Annotated in this window: 24 protein-coding genes; 9 read left to right on the top strand and 15 right to left on the bottom strand. The window is 71.8% G+C overall.

What is annotated here, in order from left to right:
- Nucleotides 1–2: 2 nt before the first annotated feature.
- From RI138_RS02760 to RI138_RS02750, 3 genes are all read right to left on the bottom strand, one after another.
- The gene (locus RI138_RS02760) at nt 3–473 is read right to left on the bottom strand and encodes a C40 family peptidase (protein ID WP_096626734.1); all 471 of its coding nucleotides are present in this window, start codon (nt 471–473) and stop codon (nt 3–5) included.
- Nucleotides 474–1,014: 541 nt separating this feature from the next.
- Nucleotides 1,015–1,320 carry a hypothetical protein gene (locus RI138_RS02755; RefSeq protein WP_311118623.1) on the bottom strand — a complete coding sequence of 102 codons (306 nt, stop codon included), beginning with the start codon at nt 1,318–1,320 and terminating at the stop codon, nt 1,015–1,017.
- A gap of 47 nt (nt 1,321–1,367) precedes the next feature.
- Nucleotides 1,368–1,973 carry an ATP-dependent Clp protease proteolytic subunit gene (locus RI138_RS02750; protein ID WP_311118622.1) on the bottom strand — a complete coding sequence of 202 codons (606 nt, stop codon included), beginning with the start codon at nt 1,971–1,973 and terminating at the stop codon, nt 1,368–1,370.
- 86 nt (nt 1,974–2,059) lie between these two features.
- On the opposite strand from RI138_RS02750, the gene RI138_RS02745 reads away from it, so the two are divergent.
- From RI138_RS02745 to RI138_RS02715, 7 genes are all read left to right on the top strand, one after another.
- Entirely contained in the window at nt 2,060–2,344 is a 285-nt protein-coding gene (locus RI138_RS02745) for a type II toxin-antitoxin system Phd/YefM family antitoxin (protein ID WP_311118621.1), read from the top strand.
- A gap of 262 nt (nt 2,345–2,606) precedes the next feature.
- Nucleotides 2,607–2,909, top strand: a complete 303-nt coding sequence (locus RI138_RS02740; protein ID WP_311118620.1) for an urease subunit gamma — start codon at nt 2,607–2,609, stop codon at nt 2,907–2,909.
- 12 nt (nt 2,910–2,921) lie between these two features.
- On the top strand, nt 2,922–3,233 hold the full coding sequence (locus RI138_RS02735) for an urease subunit beta (protein ID WP_311118619.1): 312 nt from the start codon (nt 2,922–2,924) through the stop codon (nt 3,231–3,233).
- Complete coding sequence (locus RI138_RS02730; protein ID WP_311118618.1) at nt 3,226–4,947, top strand: urease subunit alpha; 1,722 nt, start codon at nt 3,226–3,228, stop codon at nt 4,945–4,947. Before RI138_RS02735 ends, RI138_RS02730 begins: the two co-directional genes overlap by 8 nt.
- Before the next feature lie 15 nt (nt 4,948–4,962).
- Nucleotides 4,963–5,625 (top strand): urease accessory protein UreF, encoded by a 663-nt coding sequence (locus RI138_RS02725; protein ID WP_311118617.1) that lies wholly within the window; start codon nt 4,963–4,965, stop codon nt 5,623–5,625.
- Nucleotides 5,626–5,644: 19 nt separating this feature from the next.
- Nucleotides 5,645–6,322, top strand: coding sequence for an urease accessory protein UreG (gene ureG, locus RI138_RS02720; protein ID WP_311118616.1), 678 nt, complete (start codon nt 5,645–5,647; stop codon nt 6,320–6,322).
- Nucleotides 6,319–7,089 carry an urease accessory protein UreD gene (locus RI138_RS02715; protein ID WP_311118615.1) on the top strand — a complete coding sequence of 257 codons (771 nt, stop codon included), beginning with the start codon at nt 6,319–6,321 and terminating at the stop codon, nt 7,087–7,089. The genes ureG and RI138_RS02715 overlap by 4 nt, the downstream gene beginning before the upstream one ends.
- A 22-nt stretch (nt 7,090–7,111) precedes the next feature.
- On the opposite strand, the gene RI138_RS02710 is transcribed toward RI138_RS02715, so the two are convergent.
- The 7 genes from RI138_RS02710 to RI138_RS02680 all read right to left on the bottom strand — a co-directional run bounded on the left by RI138_RS02710 (nt 7,112) and on the right by RI138_RS02680 (nt 13,478).
- Nucleotides 7,112–8,164 carry an NAD-dependent epimerase/dehydratase family protein gene (locus RI138_RS02710; RefSeq protein WP_311118614.1) on the bottom strand — a complete coding sequence of 351 codons (1,053 nt, stop codon included), beginning with the start codon at nt 8,162–8,164 and terminating at the stop codon, nt 7,112–7,114.
- A 64-nt stretch (nt 8,165–8,228) separates the two neighbouring features.
- Nucleotides 8,229–8,945, bottom strand: a complete 717-nt coding sequence (locus RI138_RS02705) for a lysophospholipid acyltransferase family protein (RefSeq protein ID WP_311118613.1) — start codon at nt 8,943–8,945, stop codon at nt 8,229–8,231.
- A gap of 76 nt (nt 8,946–9,021) precedes the next feature.
- Nucleotides 9,022–9,180, bottom strand: coding sequence for a hypothetical protein (locus RI138_RS02700; RefSeq protein WP_311118612.1), 159 nt, complete (start codon nt 9,178–9,180; stop codon nt 9,022–9,024).
- Nucleotides 9,181–9,246: 66 nt separating this feature from the next.
- On the bottom strand, nt 9,247–10,197 hold the full coding sequence (locus RI138_RS02695; RefSeq protein WP_096626746.1) for a cytochrome c oxidase assembly protein: 951 nt from the start codon (nt 10,195–10,197) through the stop codon (nt 9,247–9,249).
- Between the two features lie 111 nt (nt 10,198–10,308).
- Nucleotides 10,309–11,334: a 6-phosphofructokinase gene (locus RI138_RS02690; protein WP_096626747.1), complete on the bottom strand. Its 1,026-nt coding sequence runs from the start codon at nt 11,332–11,334 to the stop codon at nt 10,309–10,311.
- A gap of 142 nt (nt 11,335–11,476) precedes the next feature.
- On the bottom strand, nt 11,477–12,205 hold the full coding sequence (locus RI138_RS02685) for a type 1 glutamine amidotransferase (RefSeq protein ID WP_096626748.1): 729 nt from the start codon (nt 12,203–12,205) through the stop codon (nt 11,477–11,479).
- Nucleotides 12,206–12,239: 34 nt separating this feature from the next.
- Nucleotides 12,240–13,478 (bottom strand): MurT ligase domain-containing protein, encoded by a 1,239-nt coding sequence (locus RI138_RS02680; protein ID WP_311118611.1) that lies wholly within the window; start codon nt 13,476–13,478, stop codon nt 12,240–12,242.
- 113 nt (nt 13,479–13,591) lie between these two features.
- On the opposite strand from RI138_RS02680, the gene def reads away from it, so the two are divergent.
- Nucleotides 13,592–14,137 (top strand): peptide deformylase, encoded by a 546-nt coding sequence (def, locus tag RI138_RS02675; RefSeq protein ID WP_311118610.1) that lies wholly within the window; start codon nt 13,592–13,594, stop codon nt 14,135–14,137.
- Nucleotides 14,138–14,148: 11 nt separating this feature from the next.
- Here def and RI138_RS02670 read toward each other — a convergent pair whose 3' ends face one another.
- Nucleotides 14,149–14,832, bottom strand: coding sequence for a TetR family transcriptional regulator (locus tag RI138_RS02670; protein WP_311118609.1), 684 nt, complete (start codon nt 14,830–14,832; stop codon nt 14,149–14,151).
- Between the two features lie 182 nt (nt 14,833–15,014).
- Between RI138_RS02670 and RI138_RS02665 the strand changes: the two genes are divergently transcribed.
- Nucleotides 15,015–16,241 (top strand): acyl-CoA dehydrogenase family protein, encoded by a 1,227-nt coding sequence (locus RI138_RS02665; protein WP_096626752.1) that lies wholly within the window; start codon nt 15,015–15,017, stop codon nt 16,239–16,241.
- Between the two features lie 58 nt (nt 16,242–16,299).
- On the opposite strand, the gene RI138_RS02660 is transcribed toward RI138_RS02665, so the two are convergent.
- The 4 genes from RI138_RS02660 to RI138_RS02645 form a co-directional block, all read right to left on the bottom strand.
- Nucleotides 16,300–16,788 carry a glutathione peroxidase gene (locus RI138_RS02660; RefSeq protein ID WP_311118608.1) on the bottom strand — a complete coding sequence of 163 codons (489 nt, stop codon included), beginning with the start codon at nt 16,786–16,788 and terminating at the stop codon, nt 16,300–16,302.
- Between the two features lie 50 nt (nt 16,789–16,838).
- Nucleotides 16,839–17,363 (bottom strand): GNAT family N-acetyltransferase, encoded by a 525-nt coding sequence (locus tag RI138_RS02655; RefSeq protein ID WP_311118607.1) that lies wholly within the window; start codon nt 17,361–17,363, stop codon nt 16,839–16,841.
- 54 nt (nt 17,364–17,417) lie between these two features.
- Nucleotides 17,418–18,755, bottom strand: a complete 1,338-nt coding sequence (locus RI138_RS02650; RefSeq protein ID WP_311118606.1) for a chloride channel protein — start codon at nt 18,753–18,755, stop codon at nt 17,418–17,420.
- Nucleotides 18,756–18,896: 141 nt separating this feature from the next.
- Nucleotides 18,897–20,366, bottom strand: a complete 1,470-nt coding sequence (locus RI138_RS02645) for a DUF2252 domain-containing protein (protein WP_311118605.1) — start codon at nt 20,364–20,366, stop codon at nt 18,897–18,899.
- Nucleotides 20,367–20,376: the final 10 nt, after the last annotated feature.

Below are 20,376 nucleotides of genomic sequence, written 5' to 3'. Positions count from 1 at the left end.
GGTCAGCGGACCCGTCCGTACCAGACGCTCTTGGACCAGATCTTCGCCAGTCGCACCACGTCCCCCGATTTGGGGGAGTGCCAGATCTTCCCCGACCCGGCGTAGATGCCCACGTGGTAGACGCCGCGCCCCGAATGGAAGAAGACGAGGTCGCCGCGTTTGCGCTGCGACTTCGGGATATGCCGGGTCTTGTTGTACTGCTGCTGTGCCGTACGCGGAAGCTTCTTCCCGGCCTTCTTGAACGAGTAGAGCGTCAGCCCCGAGCAGTCGAAGCGGCTCGGACCGGCCGCCCCGTACTTGTAGGGAGCCCCCTTCTTCGACGCGGCGACCTTCAGCGCCTTCGTCGAGTGGGTGGCGGCCTCGGCATCGTTCACCAGACCGGGCGCCAGCATCGCGGATGTCACGGCGAAGGTGAGTGCCGAGGCCGTTCCGACCCGGGCGAACAGAGACGGGACATGAACCTGCGCAGTCATGCGCAACCCTTCGTCAGCCGCCTGTGAAGGGTGACCTGTCGGGTTCGGGCTGGCGAAGTTGCCCGGCCGTGATGCGGCTTCACCCCGAGGGCTTCCCGGTCTCCCGGTCGGCCCGTTGTGCTCGGGTCCTCCACTCCTGCCGATCCACTTCTGTCGACCAGTCATCCGGGCGGCGGCAGGACTCGGCGTCCGCCCGGACCGCCCCGCCGCGGCGGCGGGGGCTTGTCGTCCCAGGGATCTTGGCCTACTCGTCGCCGGATTTCCGCGCTGAAACGGTGATGTGTGAGTCTCCTCACCACTGATCCATACGAGTGGACAGGGAAGATCCGCCGCTGTCGACACGGCGGGCGCCCCGCCTCGCACCAGCAACGAAAGCGAACATTTCGAGCACGGTCCGCGCGCCGAACGCAAGTTGAGTCATCCCTCGTGAGGGTGATCGCCTAAGCCGAACGAGCGAGGAGAACTGATCGCCGGGCCGGGCGTGTCGTGCGGCTCCGCGACCGGTCCGCTCCCGTAATGCGCTCCCGGCGCGCGGAGCCGGTCAGTTGGCGGGAGGCGGCATGCCGACCCGGCCCGCCCTGCGCTCCCCGTCCAGGATGCGCAGGGCCCGCGCCAGGGTGGCCGCGTGGATCCGCGACTCGCCGCGTTCGTGCATCAGGGCCAGGGAGTCGCGCAGGGCCGCCGCCCCGGAGGCCAGGGCCTGGGCGGCCCGCAACGCGCTGTAGGTGTCGCTGCCGCGCGCCGGGTTGATCCGGCCCACCTGGTCGAGTACGGCCAGATAGCAGTCGACGAACTCCGCCTCCGCGCGGGTCAGCGCGGGCAGGGGCGGGAACTCCGGTGGGGGCATGGGCGGTTCACCTCGCGTCGTGCGGCAGGCTGGGGAGAGGGAACGGTTCAGCGGTTCTCCACGACGTGGTCGACCAGCCCGTAGGCGCGGGCGGCCTGCGCGTCGAGGATGGTGTCGCGCTCGATGTCGGCGGTGACCTGCTCGGCGGTCCGGCCCGTGTGCCGGACCAGCATGGCCGCGAACATCTCGCGGGTGCGCACCAGTTCGCGTGCGTGGATCTCCAGATCGGACGGCTGGCCCCGCATCGGTTCCTCCAGTGCGGGTTGCTGAATGACTACCCGCGCGCCGGGCAGGGCATGTCGGCGGCCCGGTGCCCCGGCCCCCAGCAGGGCGGCGGCGTAGGAGCCGGCCTGCCCCAGGCAGAAGGTCTCCACCTCGCAGGTCAGGTACTGCATCGTGTCGTAGACCGCCGCCATGGCCCCGAACGAGCCGCCGGGGGAGTTGATGTAGAGCGACAGCGGCCGGTCGGGTTCGGCGTGCTCCAGATACATGAACTGGGCGATCAGATCACTCGCCGCGGTGTCGTCGATCGGGGTCCCGAGGAACACGATCCGCTCGGACAGCAGCTTGGAGTACGGGTCCATCGTCCGGCTGCCGGTCGCGGTGCGCTCGGTGAACTCGGGCAGTACATATCGGGCGGCGGGGCGGATCATGGCGGTGCCTCTCTCCTGGGTGCGCTGCCTGCATACGCGGCTCAGTAAAAAATGTACAGGACGTACAGAAGGTTATGATGGGGACTATGGCCTATGAGATTCCGGTGACGCAAGCACGGGCGGAGCTCGCCGAACTGATCAACCGCGTCGTCTACGGCGGTGAACGCGTCGTCGTGACCCGGCACGGGAAGCCGCTGGTGGCGCTGGTGTCCGCCGCTGACCTGCAACGACTCGAAGCCGAGGAGACCGCCGCCGAGGAGCAGGTGATCAGTTCGGTCTCCTCGATCGGCTCCGCCGCCTCAGCTCAGGGCGAACGCCGCCGCTTCGGCATCGCCGCCGAGCACCGCGGCCACGACGACCGCGACCTCTGACACCCGGGCCGCCGCGCGGGGCCCCACGGGTGGCGACGCCGGGTCCGTATACGACCCGCACCCCGGCCGAAGGGCGCGCGGTGGCCTCGGCCGATGCCCACGGCTCCGCAAAAGGTCAGTTAACGCAACGGAAAAACTTCCGCCCTAACGTGCAATACCTGGTCGCGAGGACCCGTTTCCCCGGTCGGCGAACTGCCGGGCGGGGTTAGGGTCCCGCTGCGTCCGGAGCCAGGAACCGGGCGGAAGACGATGAGGTGGAAGCGTGCAACTGACCCCGCACGAGCAGGAACGTCTGCTCATCCATGTGGCCGCGGACGTGGCCGAGAAGCGCCGGGCACGCGGGCTGCGGCTCAACCACCCCGAGGCCGTCGCCCTGATCACCGCCCATCTGCTCGAAGGCGCCCGGGACGGCCGCACCGTCACCGAACTCATGGCCTCCGGCCGCAAGCTCCTCACCCGGGACGAGGTCATGGACGGCATCCCCGAGATGCTCCACGACGTCCAGGTCGAGGCCACCTTCCCGGACGGCACCAAGCTCGTCACCGTCCACGCCCCGATCGTCTGACGGGCTGCGCCGATGATTCCCGGAGAGATCCAGTACGGGGACGGGGACATCCCCCTCAACGAGGGCCGGACAGTCACCCGGCTCACCGTCCTCAACGCCGCCGACCGCCCCGTCCAGGTCGGCTCCCACTACCACTTCGCCGAGGCCAACCCCGGGCTAGCCTTCGACCGCGCGGCCGCCCACGGGCTGCGGTTGAACATCGCCGCCGGTACGGCCGTCCGCTTCGAACCCGGCATCCCCGCCGACGTCGAACTCGTCCCCCTCACCGGCCGCCGCGTCGTCCCCGGCCTGCGCGGTGCCACCGGAGGTGCCCTCGATGCCTGACCTCAGCAGAGCCGTGTACGCCGACCTGTTCGGGCCCACGACCGGAGACCGCATCCGCCTGGCCGACACCGATCTGTTCGTCGAGGTCGAGGAGGACCGCTCCGGCGGCCCCGGACACGCGGGCGACGAGGCGGTGTTCGGCGGCGGCAAGGTGATCCGCGAGTCCATGGGCCAGGCCCGCACCACCCGGGCCGAGGGCGCACCCGACACCGTCATCACCGGGGCCGTCGTCATCGACCACTGGGGCATCGTCAAGGCCGACATCGGCATCCGCGACGGCCGCGTCACCGGCATCGGCAAGGCCGGGAACCCGGACACCATGGACGGGGTCCACCCCGACCTGGTGATCGGCCCGGAGACCGAGATCATCGCGGGCAACGGGAAGCTGCTCACGGCCGGAGCGGTGGACGCCCACGTCCACTTCATCTCGCCGACCCTGATCGACCAGGCGCTCTCCAGCGGCATCACCACTCTGGTCGGCGGCGGCACCGGCCCCGCCGAAGGCACCAAGGCCACCACCATCACCCCGGGCCCCTGGCACCTCGCCCGGATGTTCGAGGCGTTGGAGACCTTTCCCGTCAACATCGGTCTGCTCGGCAAGGGCAACACCATGTCCCGGGACGCCATGCACTCCCAACTGCGCGGCGGCGCCCTCGGCTTCAAGATCCACGAGGACTGGGGTGCGACGCCCGCCGTGATCGACGCCTGTCTGAACGTCTGCGAGGAGACGGGCGCCCAGCTCGCCATCCACACCGACACCCTCAACGAGGCCGGGTTCGTCGCCGACACCCTCGCCGCCGTCGCCGGGCGCACCATCCACGCTTACCACACCGAGGGTGCGGGCGGCGGGCACGCGCCCGACATCATCACCGTTGTCTCCGAGCCGTACGTCCTGCCGAGCTCGACCAACCCGACCCGGCCGCACACCGTCAACACCATCGAGGAACACCTCGACATGCTGATGGTCTGCCATCACCTCAACCCGGCCGTCCCCGAGGACCTGGCGTTCGCGGAGTCCCGCATCCGGCCCTCCACCATCGCGGCCGAGGACATCCTCCACGACCTCGGCGCGATCTCCATCATCTCCTCCGACTCGCAGGCGATGGGCCGGATCGGCGAGGTGATCCTGCGGACCTGGCAGACCGCCCACGTCATGAAGAAGCAGCGTGGAGCCCTGCCCGGGGACGGCCGGGCCGACAATCGCCGGGTCCGTCGCTATGTCGCCAAATACACCATCAATCCGGCGGTCGCACAGGGCATGGACCACGAGATCGGCTCGGTCGAGACCGGCAAGCTCGCCGACCTCGTGCTGTGGGACCCGGCGTTCTTCGGCGTCAAGCCGCAGACCGTCATCAAGGGCGGGCAGATCGCGTACGCGCAGATGGGCGACGCCAACGCCTCCATCCCGACACCCCAGCCGGTCATGCCCCGGCCGATGTTCGGCGCGCTGGGCCGGGCGGCAGCCCAGGGCTCCTTCAACTTCGTCTCCACGGCCGCCATCGAGGACGGTCTGCCCGAGCGGCTCGCCCTGAACAAGCGGTTCGTGCCGATCACCAGCACCCGGGGGGTCACCAAGGCGGACATGCGGGAGAACGACGCCCTCACCGACGTCCACGTCGACCCCGACAGCTTCGCCGTCACCATCGACGGGGAGCCGGTCGAACCCGCACCCGCGTCGGAACTGCCCATGGCCCAGCGCTACTTCCTCTTCTGAGCCGGACGGCCATCCATGTCACGCGCAGCCCTCCTCGTCCTCGCCGACGGCCGGTTCCCCGCCGGCGGCCACGCCCACTCCGGTGGCGCCGAACCGGCCGTCGCCCAGGGGCGCGTCCGCGACGCCGACTCCCTCGCCGCCTTCTGCCGGGGCCGTCTTCACACGACCGGGCTCACCTCCGCCGCCCTCGCCGCGGCGGCCGCCCACGGCATCGACCCGCTCGCCCTTGACGAGGCCGCCGACGCCCGTACGCCCTCGCCCGCCCTGCGGACCACCGCCCGGAAGCTGGGCCGACAGATGATGCGGGCCGCCCGCGCCACCTGGCCCAGTGCCGAACTCGACGCCCTGGCCGGGGCCCGGCCGCGCGGTGCCCACCAGCCCGTCGTCCTCGGGCTCACCGCGCGGGCGGCGGGCCTGGGCCCCGAGGACGCCGCGCACTGCGTCGCGTACGAGACCGTCAGCGGCCCCGCCACCGCCGTCGTCCGGCTCCTCTCCCTCGACCCCTTCCACGCCACCGCCGTACTCGCCCGCCTCGCCCCCGACCTGGACCGGATCGCCGAACGGGCCGCCGAGGCCGCCCGCCGGGGCATCAGCGCCCTGCCCGCCGCCTCGGCCCCGCTCCTCGACATCACCGCCGAGGCGCACGCCGCCTGGCCGGTCCGCCTGTTCGCCTCGTAGCCCGCACACAGGAGTCCTCATGCACCTCGGACACACCCACGACGGCCCCGCCGCTGTCAGCGCCGACGCCAGCCGCCCCGACGGAACCCGGCGTGCCCTGCGCATCGGCCTCGGCGGGCCCGTCGGCTCCGGCAAGACGGCCACCGTCGCCGCCCTCTGCCGGGAACTGCGCGACCGGCTCTCCATCGCCGTCGTCACCAACGACATCTACACCCGCGAGGACGCCGCCTTCCTCCTCCGCAACGCCGTCCTGCCGCCCGAGCGCATCCAGGCCGTCGAGACCGGGGCCTGCCCGCACACCGCGATCCGCGACGACATCTCCGCCAACCTCGAAGCCGTCGAGGACCTGGAGGACGCTGTCGGCCCGCTCGACCTGATCCTCGTCGAGTCCGGCGGGGACAACCTCACCGCCACCTTCTCCAAGGGCCTCGTCGACGCCCAGATCTTCGTCATCGACGTCGCGGGCGGCGACGACATCCCGCGCAAGGGCGGCCCCGGCGTCACCACCGCCGACCTCCTCGTCGTCAACAAGACCGACCTCGCCCCGTACGTCGGCTCCGACCTGGAACGGATGGCCCTGGACGCCAAGCAGCAGCGCGGCGAACTCCCTGTCGCCTTCACCTCGTTGACCTCCACCGAAGGCGTCGGGCCGGTCGCGGACTGGGTGCGCGCGCAGCTCGCCGCCTGGACCGCATGAGCGTCCGCGCCACGGCCCGGCTCCGCGCCGAGCCCGACGGACGGGGGTCCACCGTCCTGCCCGTCCTGGAGAGCGACGGGCCGCTCGCCCTGCGCCGCACCCGCTCGCCGCACCCCGCGTACGCCCGGGTCACCGTCGTCGGCGCGATGAGCGCCCCGCTGGGCGGCGACCGCCTCGCCGTCCGGGCGGAGGCCGCCGACGGCGCCCGGCTCACGGTCGACTCGGCGGCGGCCACCGTCGCGCTGCCGGGGCCGCTCGCGGACGGCGAGCCCGCCACGTACACCGTGGAGCTGCACGTGGGGGAGGGGGCCGTCCTGCGCTGGCTCCCCGAACAGCTGGTCTCCGCCCACGGCAGCGACCTCTACCAGGCCACCCGGGTCGAACTCGCCGCCACCGGTCGCCTGCTGCTGCGCGAGGAGCAGGTCCTGGGCCGCCACGGCGAACCCACCGGGGCCCTCACCACCCGGCTCACCGTCCACCGCGCGGGCCGCCCCCTCCTCGACCAGCAACTGGCCTACGGACCCGGGGCGCCCGGTGGCTGGGACGGCCCCGCCGTGCTCGGCGGCCACCGGGCCGTGGGCCAACTGCTCCTGGTCGACCCGGCGTTCGGGGAGGCGCCGCCGCCCGCGCGCCTCCTCGGGCCCACCGCCGCCCTCACCCCGCTCGCCGGCCCCGCCGTCCTGGTGACCGCCGTGGCCGCCGACGCCCGACTGCTGCGCTCCATCCTGGACGACGCGATGCACGAGCTGAAGGCCTGCCCGGAGTGAGGGAGGGCCGCCCGGGTCCCGTTCAGCGGCGGTCCCGGGCGTACGCCTCCAGCCAGGCGTCCTCCGCCGCGTAGTCGAAGAGACCCTCGCCGTAGTTCCTGAGCATCTTCGGGAACGCCTCCCGCCAGTCCCGCCCAGCCAGCTCACCGGCGAGCCACTCCACCGTCTCCGGCAGCGACTCGGCATATCCCGTCACCGGCCGGTACCCGAGCTCCTTCTCGGCGGCCGTCATGTCGTACACCACGGGATACGGGATGCTCCAGGGGCTGTCGCCCACGGTGCCCTCGGGCGGCGCGCCGTCGATCAGCACCGTCTCCGTCTCCCGGCCGAGCACGTCGTCGACGGCCGACGCGATCTGCGCCACCGTGGGGGCCTCTGGGTCGCCCGCGTTCAGGACCCGTGAGCCCGGTCGCCGGGCGGCCAGCCGGATCAGCTCCGCCGCGTTGGAGACATGGACCGGGTGGAAGCGGCTCTCCCCGCCGTAGGCCAGCACCCGCCGCTTCCGGCCGTCGAGCAGCCGCTTCACCAGATACAGCTCGCGAGGCGTCCGGCAGTACGGGCCGTGGATCGCGCCCGCCCGCAGCAGGGTCACCGGCAGGGCGTCGCCCGCAGCCAGCAGTTCCCGCTCCAGCAGCACCTTCCGGGTACCGTACGAGGCGTCCCCCGGTGCCACCGTGCGCTGAGTCTCCGGCAGCGGCACCGGGTAGCGGGGGAAGCCGTCCGGCTCGGCCTGGGTGTCGAAATTGCGGCCCCGGTCGTCCTCGTACACCGCGCCGCTGGAGATCACGACCGCCGAGCCGATCCGTCCGGCCAGCCCGGTCAGCTGCCGGGCATGCGCGCCGTCGAACGCCACCATGTTCACCAGCACGTCACAGCCGTCGCCCAGGGCTCTGCCGAGGGCCCCCTCCTCGTCCCGGTCGAGCGCGACCGCCCGGACCCCGTCGTCCCACCGCCCGTCCCGGCCGCCGCCCCGCGAGGCCGCGGTGACCTCCCAGCCGTCCGCGGTCAGCGCCCGCACCGCGGCCCGCCCGATCTGACCCGTCGCTCCCAGCACCCATGCGTGTCCCTGGCTCATGCGCCCGACGCTAAGGGCTGTCCCGCGTCCGGGCCAGAGCGCTCCGCTGAGGGCGAATCCGCCGTCAGCGTCGCAGTCCGGGGAACTTCCGCGGCGGCTCGGCCGCCTGCTCGGCCGCCTTCACCTTCGCCGCGTACTGGTCGACGTACTCCTGGCCCGACAGTTCGAGGATCGCGTACATGATCTCGTCCGTGACGGCCCGGATCGCGGCCTTCTGGTTCTCCATGCCCGCGTAGCGGGAGAAGTCCAGCGGTTCGCCGAAGCGGATCGCGACCCGCTTGATCTTCGGTACGACCCGGCCGGGCGGCTGGATCTCGAAGGTGCCCACCATGGCGCAGGGGATCACCGGCACCCCCGCCGTGATCGCCATCACCGCCACGCCGACCTTGCCCTTGTAGAGCCGCCCGTCGTGCGAGCGGGTGCCCTCCGGGTAGATCCCCAGCAGCTCGCCCCTGTCCAGCACCCCGAGCCCCTCGCGGATGGCGGCCTGCCCCGCGTCCTTCCCGGACCGGTCCACCGGGATCTGGCCCGCGCTGCGGAAGAACGCGGCGGTCAGCCGTCCCTTGAGCCCCGGGCCCGTGAAGTACTCGGCCTTCGCCAGGAAGGTGATGCGGCGCTTGATGATGGCGGGCATGAGGAAGTGGTCGGAGAAGGAGAGGTGGTTGCCCGCGACGATCGCCGCGCCCTCCTCCGGAATGTTCCCCAGGCCCTCGATGCGAGGCCGGAAAAGCAGCCGCAGGACCGGCCCCAGCACGACATATTTGAGGATGTAGTAGAACACCTTGTGCGTCCACCTCGCTCTGCCGGGCCGGCGTCAGGGCTGCGTAGGGGCCCCGGCGCCCGCCCGCAGCGCACGGTCAGACGTCCTGGGTGGCCAGCATGCCGAGGGTGCACAGACCCAGCACCACCCAGCCGAACCACAGCCAGCCACTGCTTCCCAGCGCCACCGTGTACGCGGTCACCGTGACCAGCGCCCCGACGGTCATGTATCCCATGGTTTTCGTCGATCCGGACATGCGCGCACGCTCCTCGTCGGCCGCGCGGCCGTTGTCCCCATGGTCACCCCGGATGCGCCCCGGGCGCTACCGTCCGCGGGCCTGCAATGACGCCAGATAGGCGTTGTACGCCTCCAGCTCCTGGTCGCCGTCGCGGTCGGCGGCCCGGTCCGAGCGCCGGGCGGCGCGCTGCTCGGAGTGGTACCACTGGTAGACGAGCGCGATCAGGACCAGCACGGACGGGATCTCGCTGAACGCCCAGGCGATGCCGCCCGCCCAGTTCTGGTCGCTCAGGGCGTCGATGCCCAGCGAGGCGGGCGGATTCTCGTACGTCTTCACCATCGGCGTCGTCGCCATCATCAGCGCGATCCCGAAGAACGCGTGGAACGGCATCCCGGCGAACAGCTCCAGCATCCGCATGACATAGCCGGGGCGGTGCGGGCCCGGGTCGACGCCCATGATCGGCCAGAAGAAGACCAGGCCGACGGCGAGGAAGTGCACCATCATCCCGATGTGGCCGGGCTTGGAGCCCATCAGGAAGTCGAAGATCGGCGTGAAGTACAGCGCGTAGAGGCTGGCGATGAAGATCGGGATCGTGAACGCGGGATGCGTGACGATCTTGATGTAGCGGCTGTGCAGCAGCTTCAGGAGCAGTTCGCGCGGCCCGGTCCGCCCCCGGCCCGCCGGCGGCAGTGCCCGCAGAGCCAGCGTCACCGGAGCGCCCAGGAGCAGCAGGATCGGCGACAGCATGCTGATCACCATGTGCTGCACCATGTGCACGCTGAACATGACCATGCCGTAGTCGTTGAGCTTGGTGCACATCACCAGTGCGATGCTCAGCACGCCCACGACGAAGAACACGATCCGGCTCACCGGCCAGCCGTCCCCGCGCCGACGCAGCCGCACCACGCCGTACCCGTACAGGGCGAGGGCGAGGAGGCAGCCGGTCAGGAAGAACGGTTCCAGGGAGAGCTCCAGCCCCCGTCCCAGCGTGAACGGCGGCAGATCCATGTTCATGCCGTGCCCGCTGTGATCCATCTGTTCACTCCCGATGGGGACACATCCCCGTTTCGTGCCGGTTGTCCGGTACAGCGTAGAACTGCCCCCGGCCGCGGTTGCGGCCGGGGGCAGTTCTCGGAGAGCGGGTGGCTACAGGACGCACTCCGCCTCGGCGTACCGCTCGGCGGGGACCGTCTTGAGCGTCTGTACCGCTTCGGCCAGCGGGACCATGGTGATGTCGGTGCCGCGCAGCGCGGTCAGCATCCCGAACTCGCCCCGGTGCGCCGCCTCCACCGCGTGCCAGCCGAACCGGGTCGCCAGGACCCGGTCGTACGCGGTGGGGGTGCCGCCGCGCTGGACGTGGCCGAGGATGACCGGGCGGGCCTCCTTGCCGAGCCGCTGCTCCAGCTCCCCGGCGAGCTGGGTGGCCACCCCGGCGAACCGCTCGTGGCCGTAGATGTCCTTGGTGCCCTGCTCGAACTGCATGGAGCCCGCACGCGGCTTGGCGCCCTCGGCGACCACCACGATGGCGAACTTCTTGCCCGCCGAGAAGCGCTTGCCGACCAGCTCGGTCAGCTCGTCGATGTCGAAGGGGCGCTCGGGCACCACGATGGCGTGGGCACCGGCGGCCATCCCGGAGTGCAGGGCGATCCAGCCGGTGTGCCGGCCCATGACCTCGACGATCAGCACCCGCTGGTGCGACTCGGCCGTGGTCTTCAGCCGGTCCAGCGCCTCGGTGGCGACACCGACGGCGGTGTCGAAGCCGAAGGTGACGTCGGTGGAGGCGATGTCGTTGTCGATGGTCTTGGGGACCCCGACGATGGGCAGCCCGGCCTCGGAGAGCAGGTTGGCGGCCTTGAGGGTGCCTTCGCCGCCGATCGGGATGATCGCGTCCAGGCCGAGGTCCGCGACATGGCCGCGGGCCCGCTCCACCCCGTCGCGCAGATGCGCGGGCTGGACGCGGGAGGAACCGAGGATCGTGCCGCCGCGGGCCAGGATCCCGCCCACAGCGTCGAGGTCGAGCTTGCGGTAGTCGGCCTCCAGCAGGCCCTTCCAGCCGTCGTGGAAGCCGATGACCTCGTCGCCGTGGTCCACCACCGCGCGGTGCACGACGGAACGGATGACGGCGTTGAGGCCGGGGCAGTCGCCGCCGGAGGTGAGTACGCCAATGCGCATGGCCCGAAAACCTTTGCAACGTGGGTCGACGACCGGACCACGTCGTCCGGTTGGATCCCCGCCACCCTACCGGCGCGGGGTGGCGGGACCGAACCGGACGTCCGCCTGCTGGACTCCGCTCAACCGAGCGGAAAACGCCTCATCAGGCGGGCTGTGTCGCGGCGGCGATCCGCTCGGCGCGCAGCGCCTCGTACCACCGGTCGTCCGTGGGCGGCAGCGCGTTCACGTCGAGGGCGAGCTTCAGCAGGTGATCGGCGATCTGCGGGTTGCGGGCCAGCACGGGACCGTGCATGTACGTCCCGAAGACCGTGTCGTTGTACGCGCCCTCCGTGCCGTCCCCGGTGCCGTTGCCCCGGCCGAACCGCACCCGGGCGAACGGCCGTGCCGTCGGGCCGAGATGGGTGACGCCCTGGTGGTTCTCGAACCCGGTCAGCGGCTCCAGGCCGAGCTGCGGGTCGATGTCCGCCAGCACGTCGCCGACACACCGCGCACCCTCGCCGCGGGTCGAGACCACGTCGAGCAGACCGAGGCCCGGCTCGCGCTCACCGAGGTCGTTGATGAACTCGTGCCCGAGGATCTGGTAGCCCGCGCAGACCGAGAAGATGATCGCGCCGTTGGCCGCGGCCCGGCTCAGCCCGCCGTCGCGGCGCAGCCGCTCGGCCGCGAGGCGCTGCGGCCGGTCCTCACCGCCGCCGATCAGGTAGACGTCGCCGGACGTCGGCACCGGCTGGTCGCTGCGCACGTCGACGCGCTGCACGTCCAGGCCGCGCTGCCGGGCCCGCCGCTCCACGACCAGTGCGTTGCCCTGGTCGCCGTAGGTGCTGAGGAGGTCGGGGTAGACCCAGACCAGACGCAGACCGTTGTTGCTCATGCTTCGTCCTCTCCGGAGGTGGCCGGGGCCGGGGTCAGTTGCCGACACGACGGCGCAGATCCTGGAAGGCGGTGTAGTTGGCGATGACCTCGATACGTCCGGGCGGGGCGTACTGCACAGCCTCGTCGAGGTTCTCGCAGACCCGGAAGTCGAGACCGGCGACTTCCAGGCGGACCGCGAGGTCCAGCTTGCGGTCTCCGAGCACGAAGATCGGGTGACCGGCCAGCTGGGTGTAGTCCACGTCCCACAGCCAGGAGGTGTCCGTGCCGTCCGCGCCACGGGCGTTCACCGAGAGGATCACCGGTGTCGGCGGCGGGTCGATCAGCGAGAACGTCTCCAGCCAGCCCGCCGGGTTCTTCGCCAGCAGCAGGCGCAGCTCACGGTTCTGGAAGGTGACGACGTCGTACCGTCCGGCGACCGCCTGCACCTGGTACATCCGCTCCAGGGCGACCTGCGGCGGCACCCCGAAGACGGCGGCGACGGCGGCCGAACTTGCGGCGTTCGCCTTGTTGGCGCGGCCGGGCAGCTGGAGGTGGATCGGCCAGGCCGAACCGTGCGGGTCCAGGACGTAGTCGCCGTTGAGCGCCCAGCTCGGGGCGGGGCGCCGAAAGCCGCACTGCCCGCAGAACCAGTCGTCGCCGGGGCGCTGCATCACACCGCCGCAGGACGGGCAGGACCAGGCGTCGTCCTTCCACGCCTGACCGGCCGCCACCCACACCACGTTGGCCGAGGAGGAAGCCGCCCAGACGACCAGCGGGTCGTCCGCGTTCGCGATGATCACGGCCTTCGAGCCGGACAGGCCCTCGCGCCAGTGCTCGGCCATCATCCGGGTCTCGGCCGCGCGGTCCAGCTGGTCGCGCGAGAGGTTGAGCAGGGCGATCGCCTTGGGGGTGGTGTCGCGCGCGACACCGGCCAGATACTTCTCGTCGACCTCGATCACGCCGAACTTCGCGTCCGAGCCGCCGGCCAGCGCGGAGGTGATGCCCGCGGGCATGTTCGCGCCGAGCGCGTTCGAGACGACGGGCCCCGCGGCCCGCAGCGCCTCGGCGATCAGTCGGGTGGTGGTCGTCTTGCCGTTCGTCGCCGACACGAGGATCACGTCCAGGTGCTGCGCCAGCCGCCCCAGCAGGTCGGGGTCGAGTTTGAGCGCCACCCGGCCGCCGATCACCGATCCGCTGCCCCGCCCCGCGGCGCGTGACACCGCCGCCGCGGCCTTGCCCGCCGTCACGGCCAGCTTGGCCCGCGGCGACAACGGCTCCGTGTTGCCTGCCATCGTCCTAGATCCTCCTTGCATCGGTCCGCGCCCAGCCTATCGATGTCCGGCGCGGCGACCGCACCGCGGCACCACGGGAACTTCCGGGCCCGGCGGAACGTACGCTTGCCGCCATGCGAAACCGCCCGATCCCCGGCAGCTCCGGTCTCGTCCGAGAGATGAGTCTGCTCGGCGACCCGTTGCTCCACCGGCCCTGCGAGGACGTCACGGAGTTCGGTCCGTCGCTCGCGAAGCTGGTCGAGGACATGTTCGCCACGATGTACGCCGCACAGGGTGTCGGGCTCGCCGCCAACCAGATCGGCATCCCGCTCAGAGTGTTCGTCTACGACTGCCCGGACGACGACGATGTCCGCCATCTGGGACATGTGGTCAATCCCGAACTGGTCGAGGCGGACGGACTCACCGTACGCGGACCGGAGGGCTGTCTGTCACTTCCGGGGCTGGAAGCGGGCACGGAACGCTTCGACCACGCGGTCGTGGAGGGCCTGACGATGACGGGCGAGCCGGTGCGGATCGCGGGCACGGGGTGGTTCGCCCGGTGCCTCCAGCACGAGTGCGACCACCTGGAGGGCACTGTCTACACGGACCGGCTGACCGGGCTGCGGCGGACCCGGGCGCTGCGCGCGGCACGGCGTGCGCCCTGGGCCCGAAACGGCTGAGCCCCCGACTCTCAGAACCCCGGGCCGCCCGGGATGTCGCGGTCGCCCACCTCCGCGAGCCGCCCCCACAGCAGGTCGGCGAGGCTGCGCACCAGCCGCTCGCGGGAGCAGGGCCGGTCGGCGAGCCACCAGTCGCCCGCCGCGTGCATCATGCCCACGATGCCGTGCCCCCAGATGCGTGCCATCTGCTCGCTGTCGGGCCCGAGGTCCACCCGCTCGACGATCACCTGGCCCAGCTCCTCGCCGAGGCGGCGCAGCAGCGGGGCGGAGTGGCGGCCGACGTCGAAGCCCTGCTCGGGCGAGGAGCCGGTGTCGACGGAGGCGGTTGCGTCGACGGCGTTCTCGGAGGGATGCATCAGGAAGCGGTAGACCTGGGGGCGGGCCTCGATCGCGGCGAGATAGGTGTCGAGCGTGGACTCCACCCGTGCGCGGCGCTCCGAGGGGGCGTCCAGGGCCGCCCGCAGGGCGCTGAGGAGCGCGTCGGTGTGGCGCTTGGCCAGCGCGCGGTAGAGCCCGCCCTTGTCCCCGAAGTGGCGGTAGAGGATCGGTTTGGTGATCCCGGCCTCGGCGGCGATCGCGTTCATCGAGGCCTGCGGGCCGTCCCTGAGCACCACCCGGTCCGCGGCTTCGAGCAACTCGCGGCGTCGGCGCTCCGCCGCGGTCCGCTGTCGCTCCGCGCCTCGTGCGGTCTCCATGTCGTCTCTCCCACCCCTGCCGCGCGGTGCCGTCGCACCGCTCCTGCACGCCTGCGCAACGTAACACTCCGCCGCGTGGGCAGTTGATCGGCACTGGGGCGTTGACAGTTGCTACTTGCCAGTAACACACTGGGGTTACCGCAAGTAACGCATGCTTTTGCCGCAGTGCCTGGAGGGGAAACATGGCCGAGTTCACGCTTGACCTCAATGACGACCAGAAGCAGGTCCGCGACTGGCTCCACGGCTTCGCGGCGGATGTCATCCGCCCCGCCGCCTCGGAGTGGGACGAGCGTGAGGAAACGCCCTGGCCCGTCATCCAGGAAGCGGCCAAGGTCGGCATCTACTCCCTCGACTTCTACGCCCAGCAGTTCTTCGACCCTACGGGGCTCGGCATCCCCATGGCTATGGAAGAGCTGTTCTGGGGCGACGCGGGCATCGCCCTGTCCATCGTCGGTACGGGCCTGGCGGCCGTGGGCGTCCTCGCCAACGGCACCGAGGAACAGATCGGCACCTGGATCCCGCAGATGTACGGCGACGCCAACGACGTGAAGGTCGCCGCCTTCTGCTCCTCCGAGCCCGACGCCGGCTCCGACGTCGCCTCCATGCGGACGCGCGCCGTCTACGACGAGGCCAAGGACGAGTGGGTCCTCAACGGGACCAAGACCTGGGCGACCAACGGCGGCATAGCGGGCGTCCACGTGGTCGTCGCCGTCGTCGATCCCGACCTCGGCTCCAAGGGCCACGCCTCCTTCATCGTGCCGCCGGACACCCCCGGCCTCTCCCAGGGCCAGAAGTTCAAGAAGCACGGCATCCGGGCCTCCCACACCGCCGAAGTGGTCCTGGAGGACGTCCGCGTCCCCGGCCACTGCCTCCTCGGCGGCAAGGACAAGCTCGACGAACGCCTCGCCCGCGCCCGGGAGCGCGCCAAGGCGGGCGGCGAGCGGGTGAAGAACGCGGCGATGGCCACCTTCGAGGCCTCCCGCCCGGCCGTCGGCGCGATGGCCGTCGGCACCGCCCGCGCCGCGTACGAGGTCGCCCTCGACTATGCGAAGACCCGCAGCCAGTTCGGCCGCCCGATCATCGACAACCAGGGCATCGCCTTCCAGCTCGCCGACATGCGCACCCGCATCGACGCCGCCCGGATGCTGGTCTGGCGCGCGTCCTGGATGGCCACCACCGGCAAGCCGTTCACCGCGGCCGAGGGCTCCATGTCGAAGCTCTACGCGAGCGAGACCGCCCGGGACGTCACCGCACAGGCGATCCAGATCCTCGGCGGCAACGGCTTCACCCGGGAGTACCCGGTCGAGCGCATGCACCGCGACGCGGCGATCTACACCATCTTCGAGGGCACCAGCGAGATCCAGCGCCTGGTGATCGCCCGCACCCTGTCGGGCATGCCGATCCGCTAGCGGACAGCAGGAAGGGGGCCGCCCGGGAACACGTCCCGGACGGCCCCCCTCCCCCTGCTCAGGAGGACAGCTGCGCCTCGATCGCCGCCACGACCTCCGTCGCCTCCGGCTCGGTGCGCGGGCGGATGCGGGCCACCGGCTCACCGGCCGGCGAGATCACGAACTTCTCGAAGTTCCACTGGATGTCCCCGGCCTCCCCGTCCGCGTCCGCCACCTTCGTCAGCTCCGCGTACAGCGGGTGCCGGTCCGCACCGTTGACCTCGATCTTCTCCAGCAGCGGGAAGCTGACCCCGTAGGTCGTCGAGCAGAAGGTCCGGATCTCCTCCGGGCTGCCCGGCTCCTGCCCGGCGAACTGGTTGCAGGGCACGCCGAGCACGGTCAGCCCCCGGTCCCCGTAGGTCTGCTGCAACCGCTCCAGGCCCTCGTACTGCGGGGTGAGCCCGCACTTGGAGGCCACGTTCACCAGCAGGACGGTCCGTCCGCTGTACGCGCCCAGCGTGGTCGGCTCGCCCGCGAGGGTGCGCAGCGGAATGTCGTGCAGCGTCATGAAGCTCTCCCTGGTCTGTGCGTGGTGGTGCCCATTGTGCCGCCCGCCGCTCACGGGGCGGCGAGCTCCTTGTAGTAGAAGGTGGTCGGCTTGAGGCTGCCCGCGGGATCAGCCGCGTATCCCGGCACGGAGCCGACCTTCGTCCAGCCCGCCTTGCAGTAGACCTGCTCGGCCAGGCTGCCGGACTCCGTGTCCAGGATCAGCAGCGTGATGCCCTCGGAGGTGGCGTACGCCTCCACGGCGTCCAGCAGCGCCCGGCCGAGTCCCTGGCCCCGGGCGGAGGGGCGGACCATCAGCTTGGCGACCTCCGCGCGGTGGCGGGCGTTCGGCAGCGGCGCGCGGACCAACGCGATCGTCCCCGACACCCGCGCGCCCTCCCGGGCGATCCAGATGCCGACCTGCCCGGCCGACACCGCCCCGGCGCGCTCCCGCCACCAGACGGCGGCCGCCTCCCGGTCCAGCGGAGCCAGGAAACCGACCGAGGACCCCTCCTCGACGGTCTCCACCAGCAGCTCGGCCATCTCGTCGGCGTACGTGACCAGTTCGGGGGCGGTCACGTGGACGATCTCGGTCATGGGGAGGGACCTTTCACGAAGGAGCAGGAGCCGGGCGGAAACCCACGGGGACGATCACACCGCCTTCGGCCCTGCCCTGTCCACCGGCGCGGGCGTCAGCCGGAGCGTGACCACGTACGCCACCACCACCGCCACGATCACCAGGGGCATCACGGTGAGCCCCTCCCTGCCCAGCAGGAGCGTCGCCAGGAGCACCGAGGTCATCGGCAGCCGCAGCATCGCCACGCACATGGCTCCGATACCCATCGCGAACCCCGCCGTGAGATGAAGCCCCGGCAGATGGGACAGCGCGATGCCGGCCGCCGCCCCCACGAACATCGCGGGGAAGACGGGGCCGCCCCGGAAACAGCTCAACGAGGCGCAGTAGGCGAGCGACTTGCAGACGATGAGCAGCACCAGCGCGCCGACCGAGTACTCCGCGCTCCCGGACAGGAGATGGCCCAGGTCGTGTTCGCCCGAGTACAGCACCTCGGACGCGGCCTTGCCCGACGTCTCGGCGTACACCAGCGCGAGCCCGCCGATGACCAGCCCCATCACCGCCGTGGCCACCACCGTCCGCCGCTCCACACGTTCCTGCAGAGCCAGTGACAGCCGGCGGATGCCCGCACCGGCGAAGGCGGCCGCGACACCGAGAACCAGCGCCCACCCGAACCCGGCGAAGCCGGGGGCCGCCGCCGGCGGAACCTCCCCCAAGGACAGGGAGTAGGTGCCCAGACCCGTCCAGGAACCCAGCCCCGTGAAGATCAGCGCGCCGATCCCCGCGGAGAGCAGCCCGGGCACCAGGACCACGCCCAGCATCGGCCCGGCCAGCCCCGACACCTCCATCAGCAGGAACGCGCCCAGCAGCGGTGAACCCAGCAGGGCGCTCACCGCGGCGAAACTCCCCGAGGCCCCGACCAGGGCCCGCCCCTCCGGCGCCAGGTCCCGCTTGACGCGGCCCGCCGCCCAGACGGCCAGCCCGCCGCCCAGCGCGATCAGGGGCGCCTCCGGGCCGAGCACGGCACCCACGCCCAGGGAGAGCAGCGCCGCGAGAGCGATGCCGGGCAGGTCCGCCGGGGCCGGGGCTCCGGTGGACACCAGCCCCTCCGCCGGCCGGTGCCCGCCCCGGCCCGGCAGCCGGCGGACGGTGAGCCCGACCAGGAGACCCGCGGCGCCGAGCAGCGGGACGGGCCACCACGACGGCGTCTCCTCGAAGCCCATCGCCCTCGGCAGCTCCGTGTACGTCAGCGACTGGAGCTCCGAGACCAGGGCGAGGAAGCCGAACGCGACCGCGGAGACGGGCACTCCGAGCAGCGCCGCCATCACCAGCAGCCCCGCGTACCTGCGTGTGCGGACCAGCGCGTAGGGGTCCTCCGATGCGGTGAAGGGTTTGCCCGGAGGCGTGGCCGGCATGATCTCGACTCCTCGACGTGACGACCCCGGGGAGGGGTGGCGGCCCCGGGAGGGTGCCCCCACGGGTCCACGCCGGAATACCACGCACCGGCGGACCGGGCGCCTCCCCGCCGCCGGAACACGGCCCTCCGGTGCGGAAGGTCAGCCACCCGGCCCCGGCGGACCGTTCGCGGCGCCGCCCGTGTGCCCGGCCGGGCCGTCCGTCGGCAGCCGCCCCGAGGCCACCGCGTCGACCAGCGCCCGGTGATCGAGTTCGTTGCGGTCCGCGTACGACTCCGCGAACGTGGCGAGCGCCCGGTCGAAGGCATCCTTGCGCCCCAGATAGGCGGCGATGGCGATCCGGTCCCCGGACCGGGCGTGGGCGCGGGCCAGGGTGGCCCCGCACACCTCGCCGAACACGCGCATCCCCTTCGGCACCATCGACTCCGGTTCGGCGATGCCCTTCCAGTCGCGCAACTGGCGCACGTAGAAGTCCCGGTTCCGGCCGTCCAGGCCGTCGGCCCGCTCCCAGCCGAGGAAGATGTCGCTGGAGGCCTGCATCAGCCGTTGGCCCGCGACGACCCGCTCACCCTGATTCTCGTACCGGCTCGCCCCGGTGTGCTCGGCCAGCACCGAGGGACCGGCTTCCTTGGCCTGGAGTAGGAGCGGGTCCCCGCTGTCCCGGCCGAGCAGCAGGATGATCCAGCACCGGGTCCCGACGCTGCCCACGCCGACGACCTTGCGGGCCACGTCCACCAGTGCGAAGTCCTCCAGCAGACTGCGCCGGTCGGACGCCAGGCTGTGGGCGTAGCCCGCCACCATGGCGCCGAACGCCCGGTGCGCCTCCTCACGTTCCACGCCGGGCATCAGATCGGTGAGCGGCACCACCAACGGCGGGTCCGCCGCGATCCGCAGCCGCCCCTCGACCACCTCGGCGAGCTTGCCGAAGGCTTGCAGGCTGTCCCTGGAGCGGGCCTTGCCCAGAGCCCGGTCCACGTTCCGGCGGCCCCGTCCGCTCAACTGCTCCGCGGCCACCGTACGCAGCCGTTCGGCGTTGGTCCTCGCGTACCACACGTCAAGATTGCGCATCCCGGCGAACCGGGCCATCGCCTCCCGGTACGAGCGGACCGCCGCCCGTACGATCCCGGACCGCTCCCGGTCCGTGAAGCCGTTGGCCCGCGCCGCGATGACCAGGCTGGCCGCCAGCCTTTTCACGTCCCACTCCCAGGGGCCCGGCAGAGTCTCGTCGAAGTCGTTGATGTCGAAGAGCAGATTCCGCTCGGGCGAGGCCAGCAGCCGGAAGTTCAGCAGGTGGGCGTCACCGCACAGCTGCGCCCGGATCCCCGAGTCCGGGGTGCCCGCCAGGTCGGCCGCCATCAGGGCGGCCGCGCCCCGGTAGAAGCGGAACGGGGACTCGGCCATGCGGCCGTAGCGGATCGGGACCAGCTCGGGAACCCGGTCCGCGGACTGCGCTTCGAGGACGGTCAGCGGGTCGGGGCGGCGCGGCGACGCTGTGAACTCCGCATGGCTCGACCGGGGAGCCCTCCGGCGCGCGGCCCTGCCCAGCGCTGCCCGTTCGGCTGGTGTCGCGTGCGGTGCGGCGCGCAGCGCCGCCGCGGCTTCCCGGTCCATGGAGTGCCCC

Source organism: Streptomyces durocortorensis (genome assembly GCF_031760065.1).
GTDB lineage: Bacteria > Actinomycetota > Actinomycetes > Streptomycetales > Streptomycetaceae > Streptomyces.
Note: the sequence above shows the minus strand (reverse complement) of the source record. Positions and strands in the feature narration are given on the sequence as shown.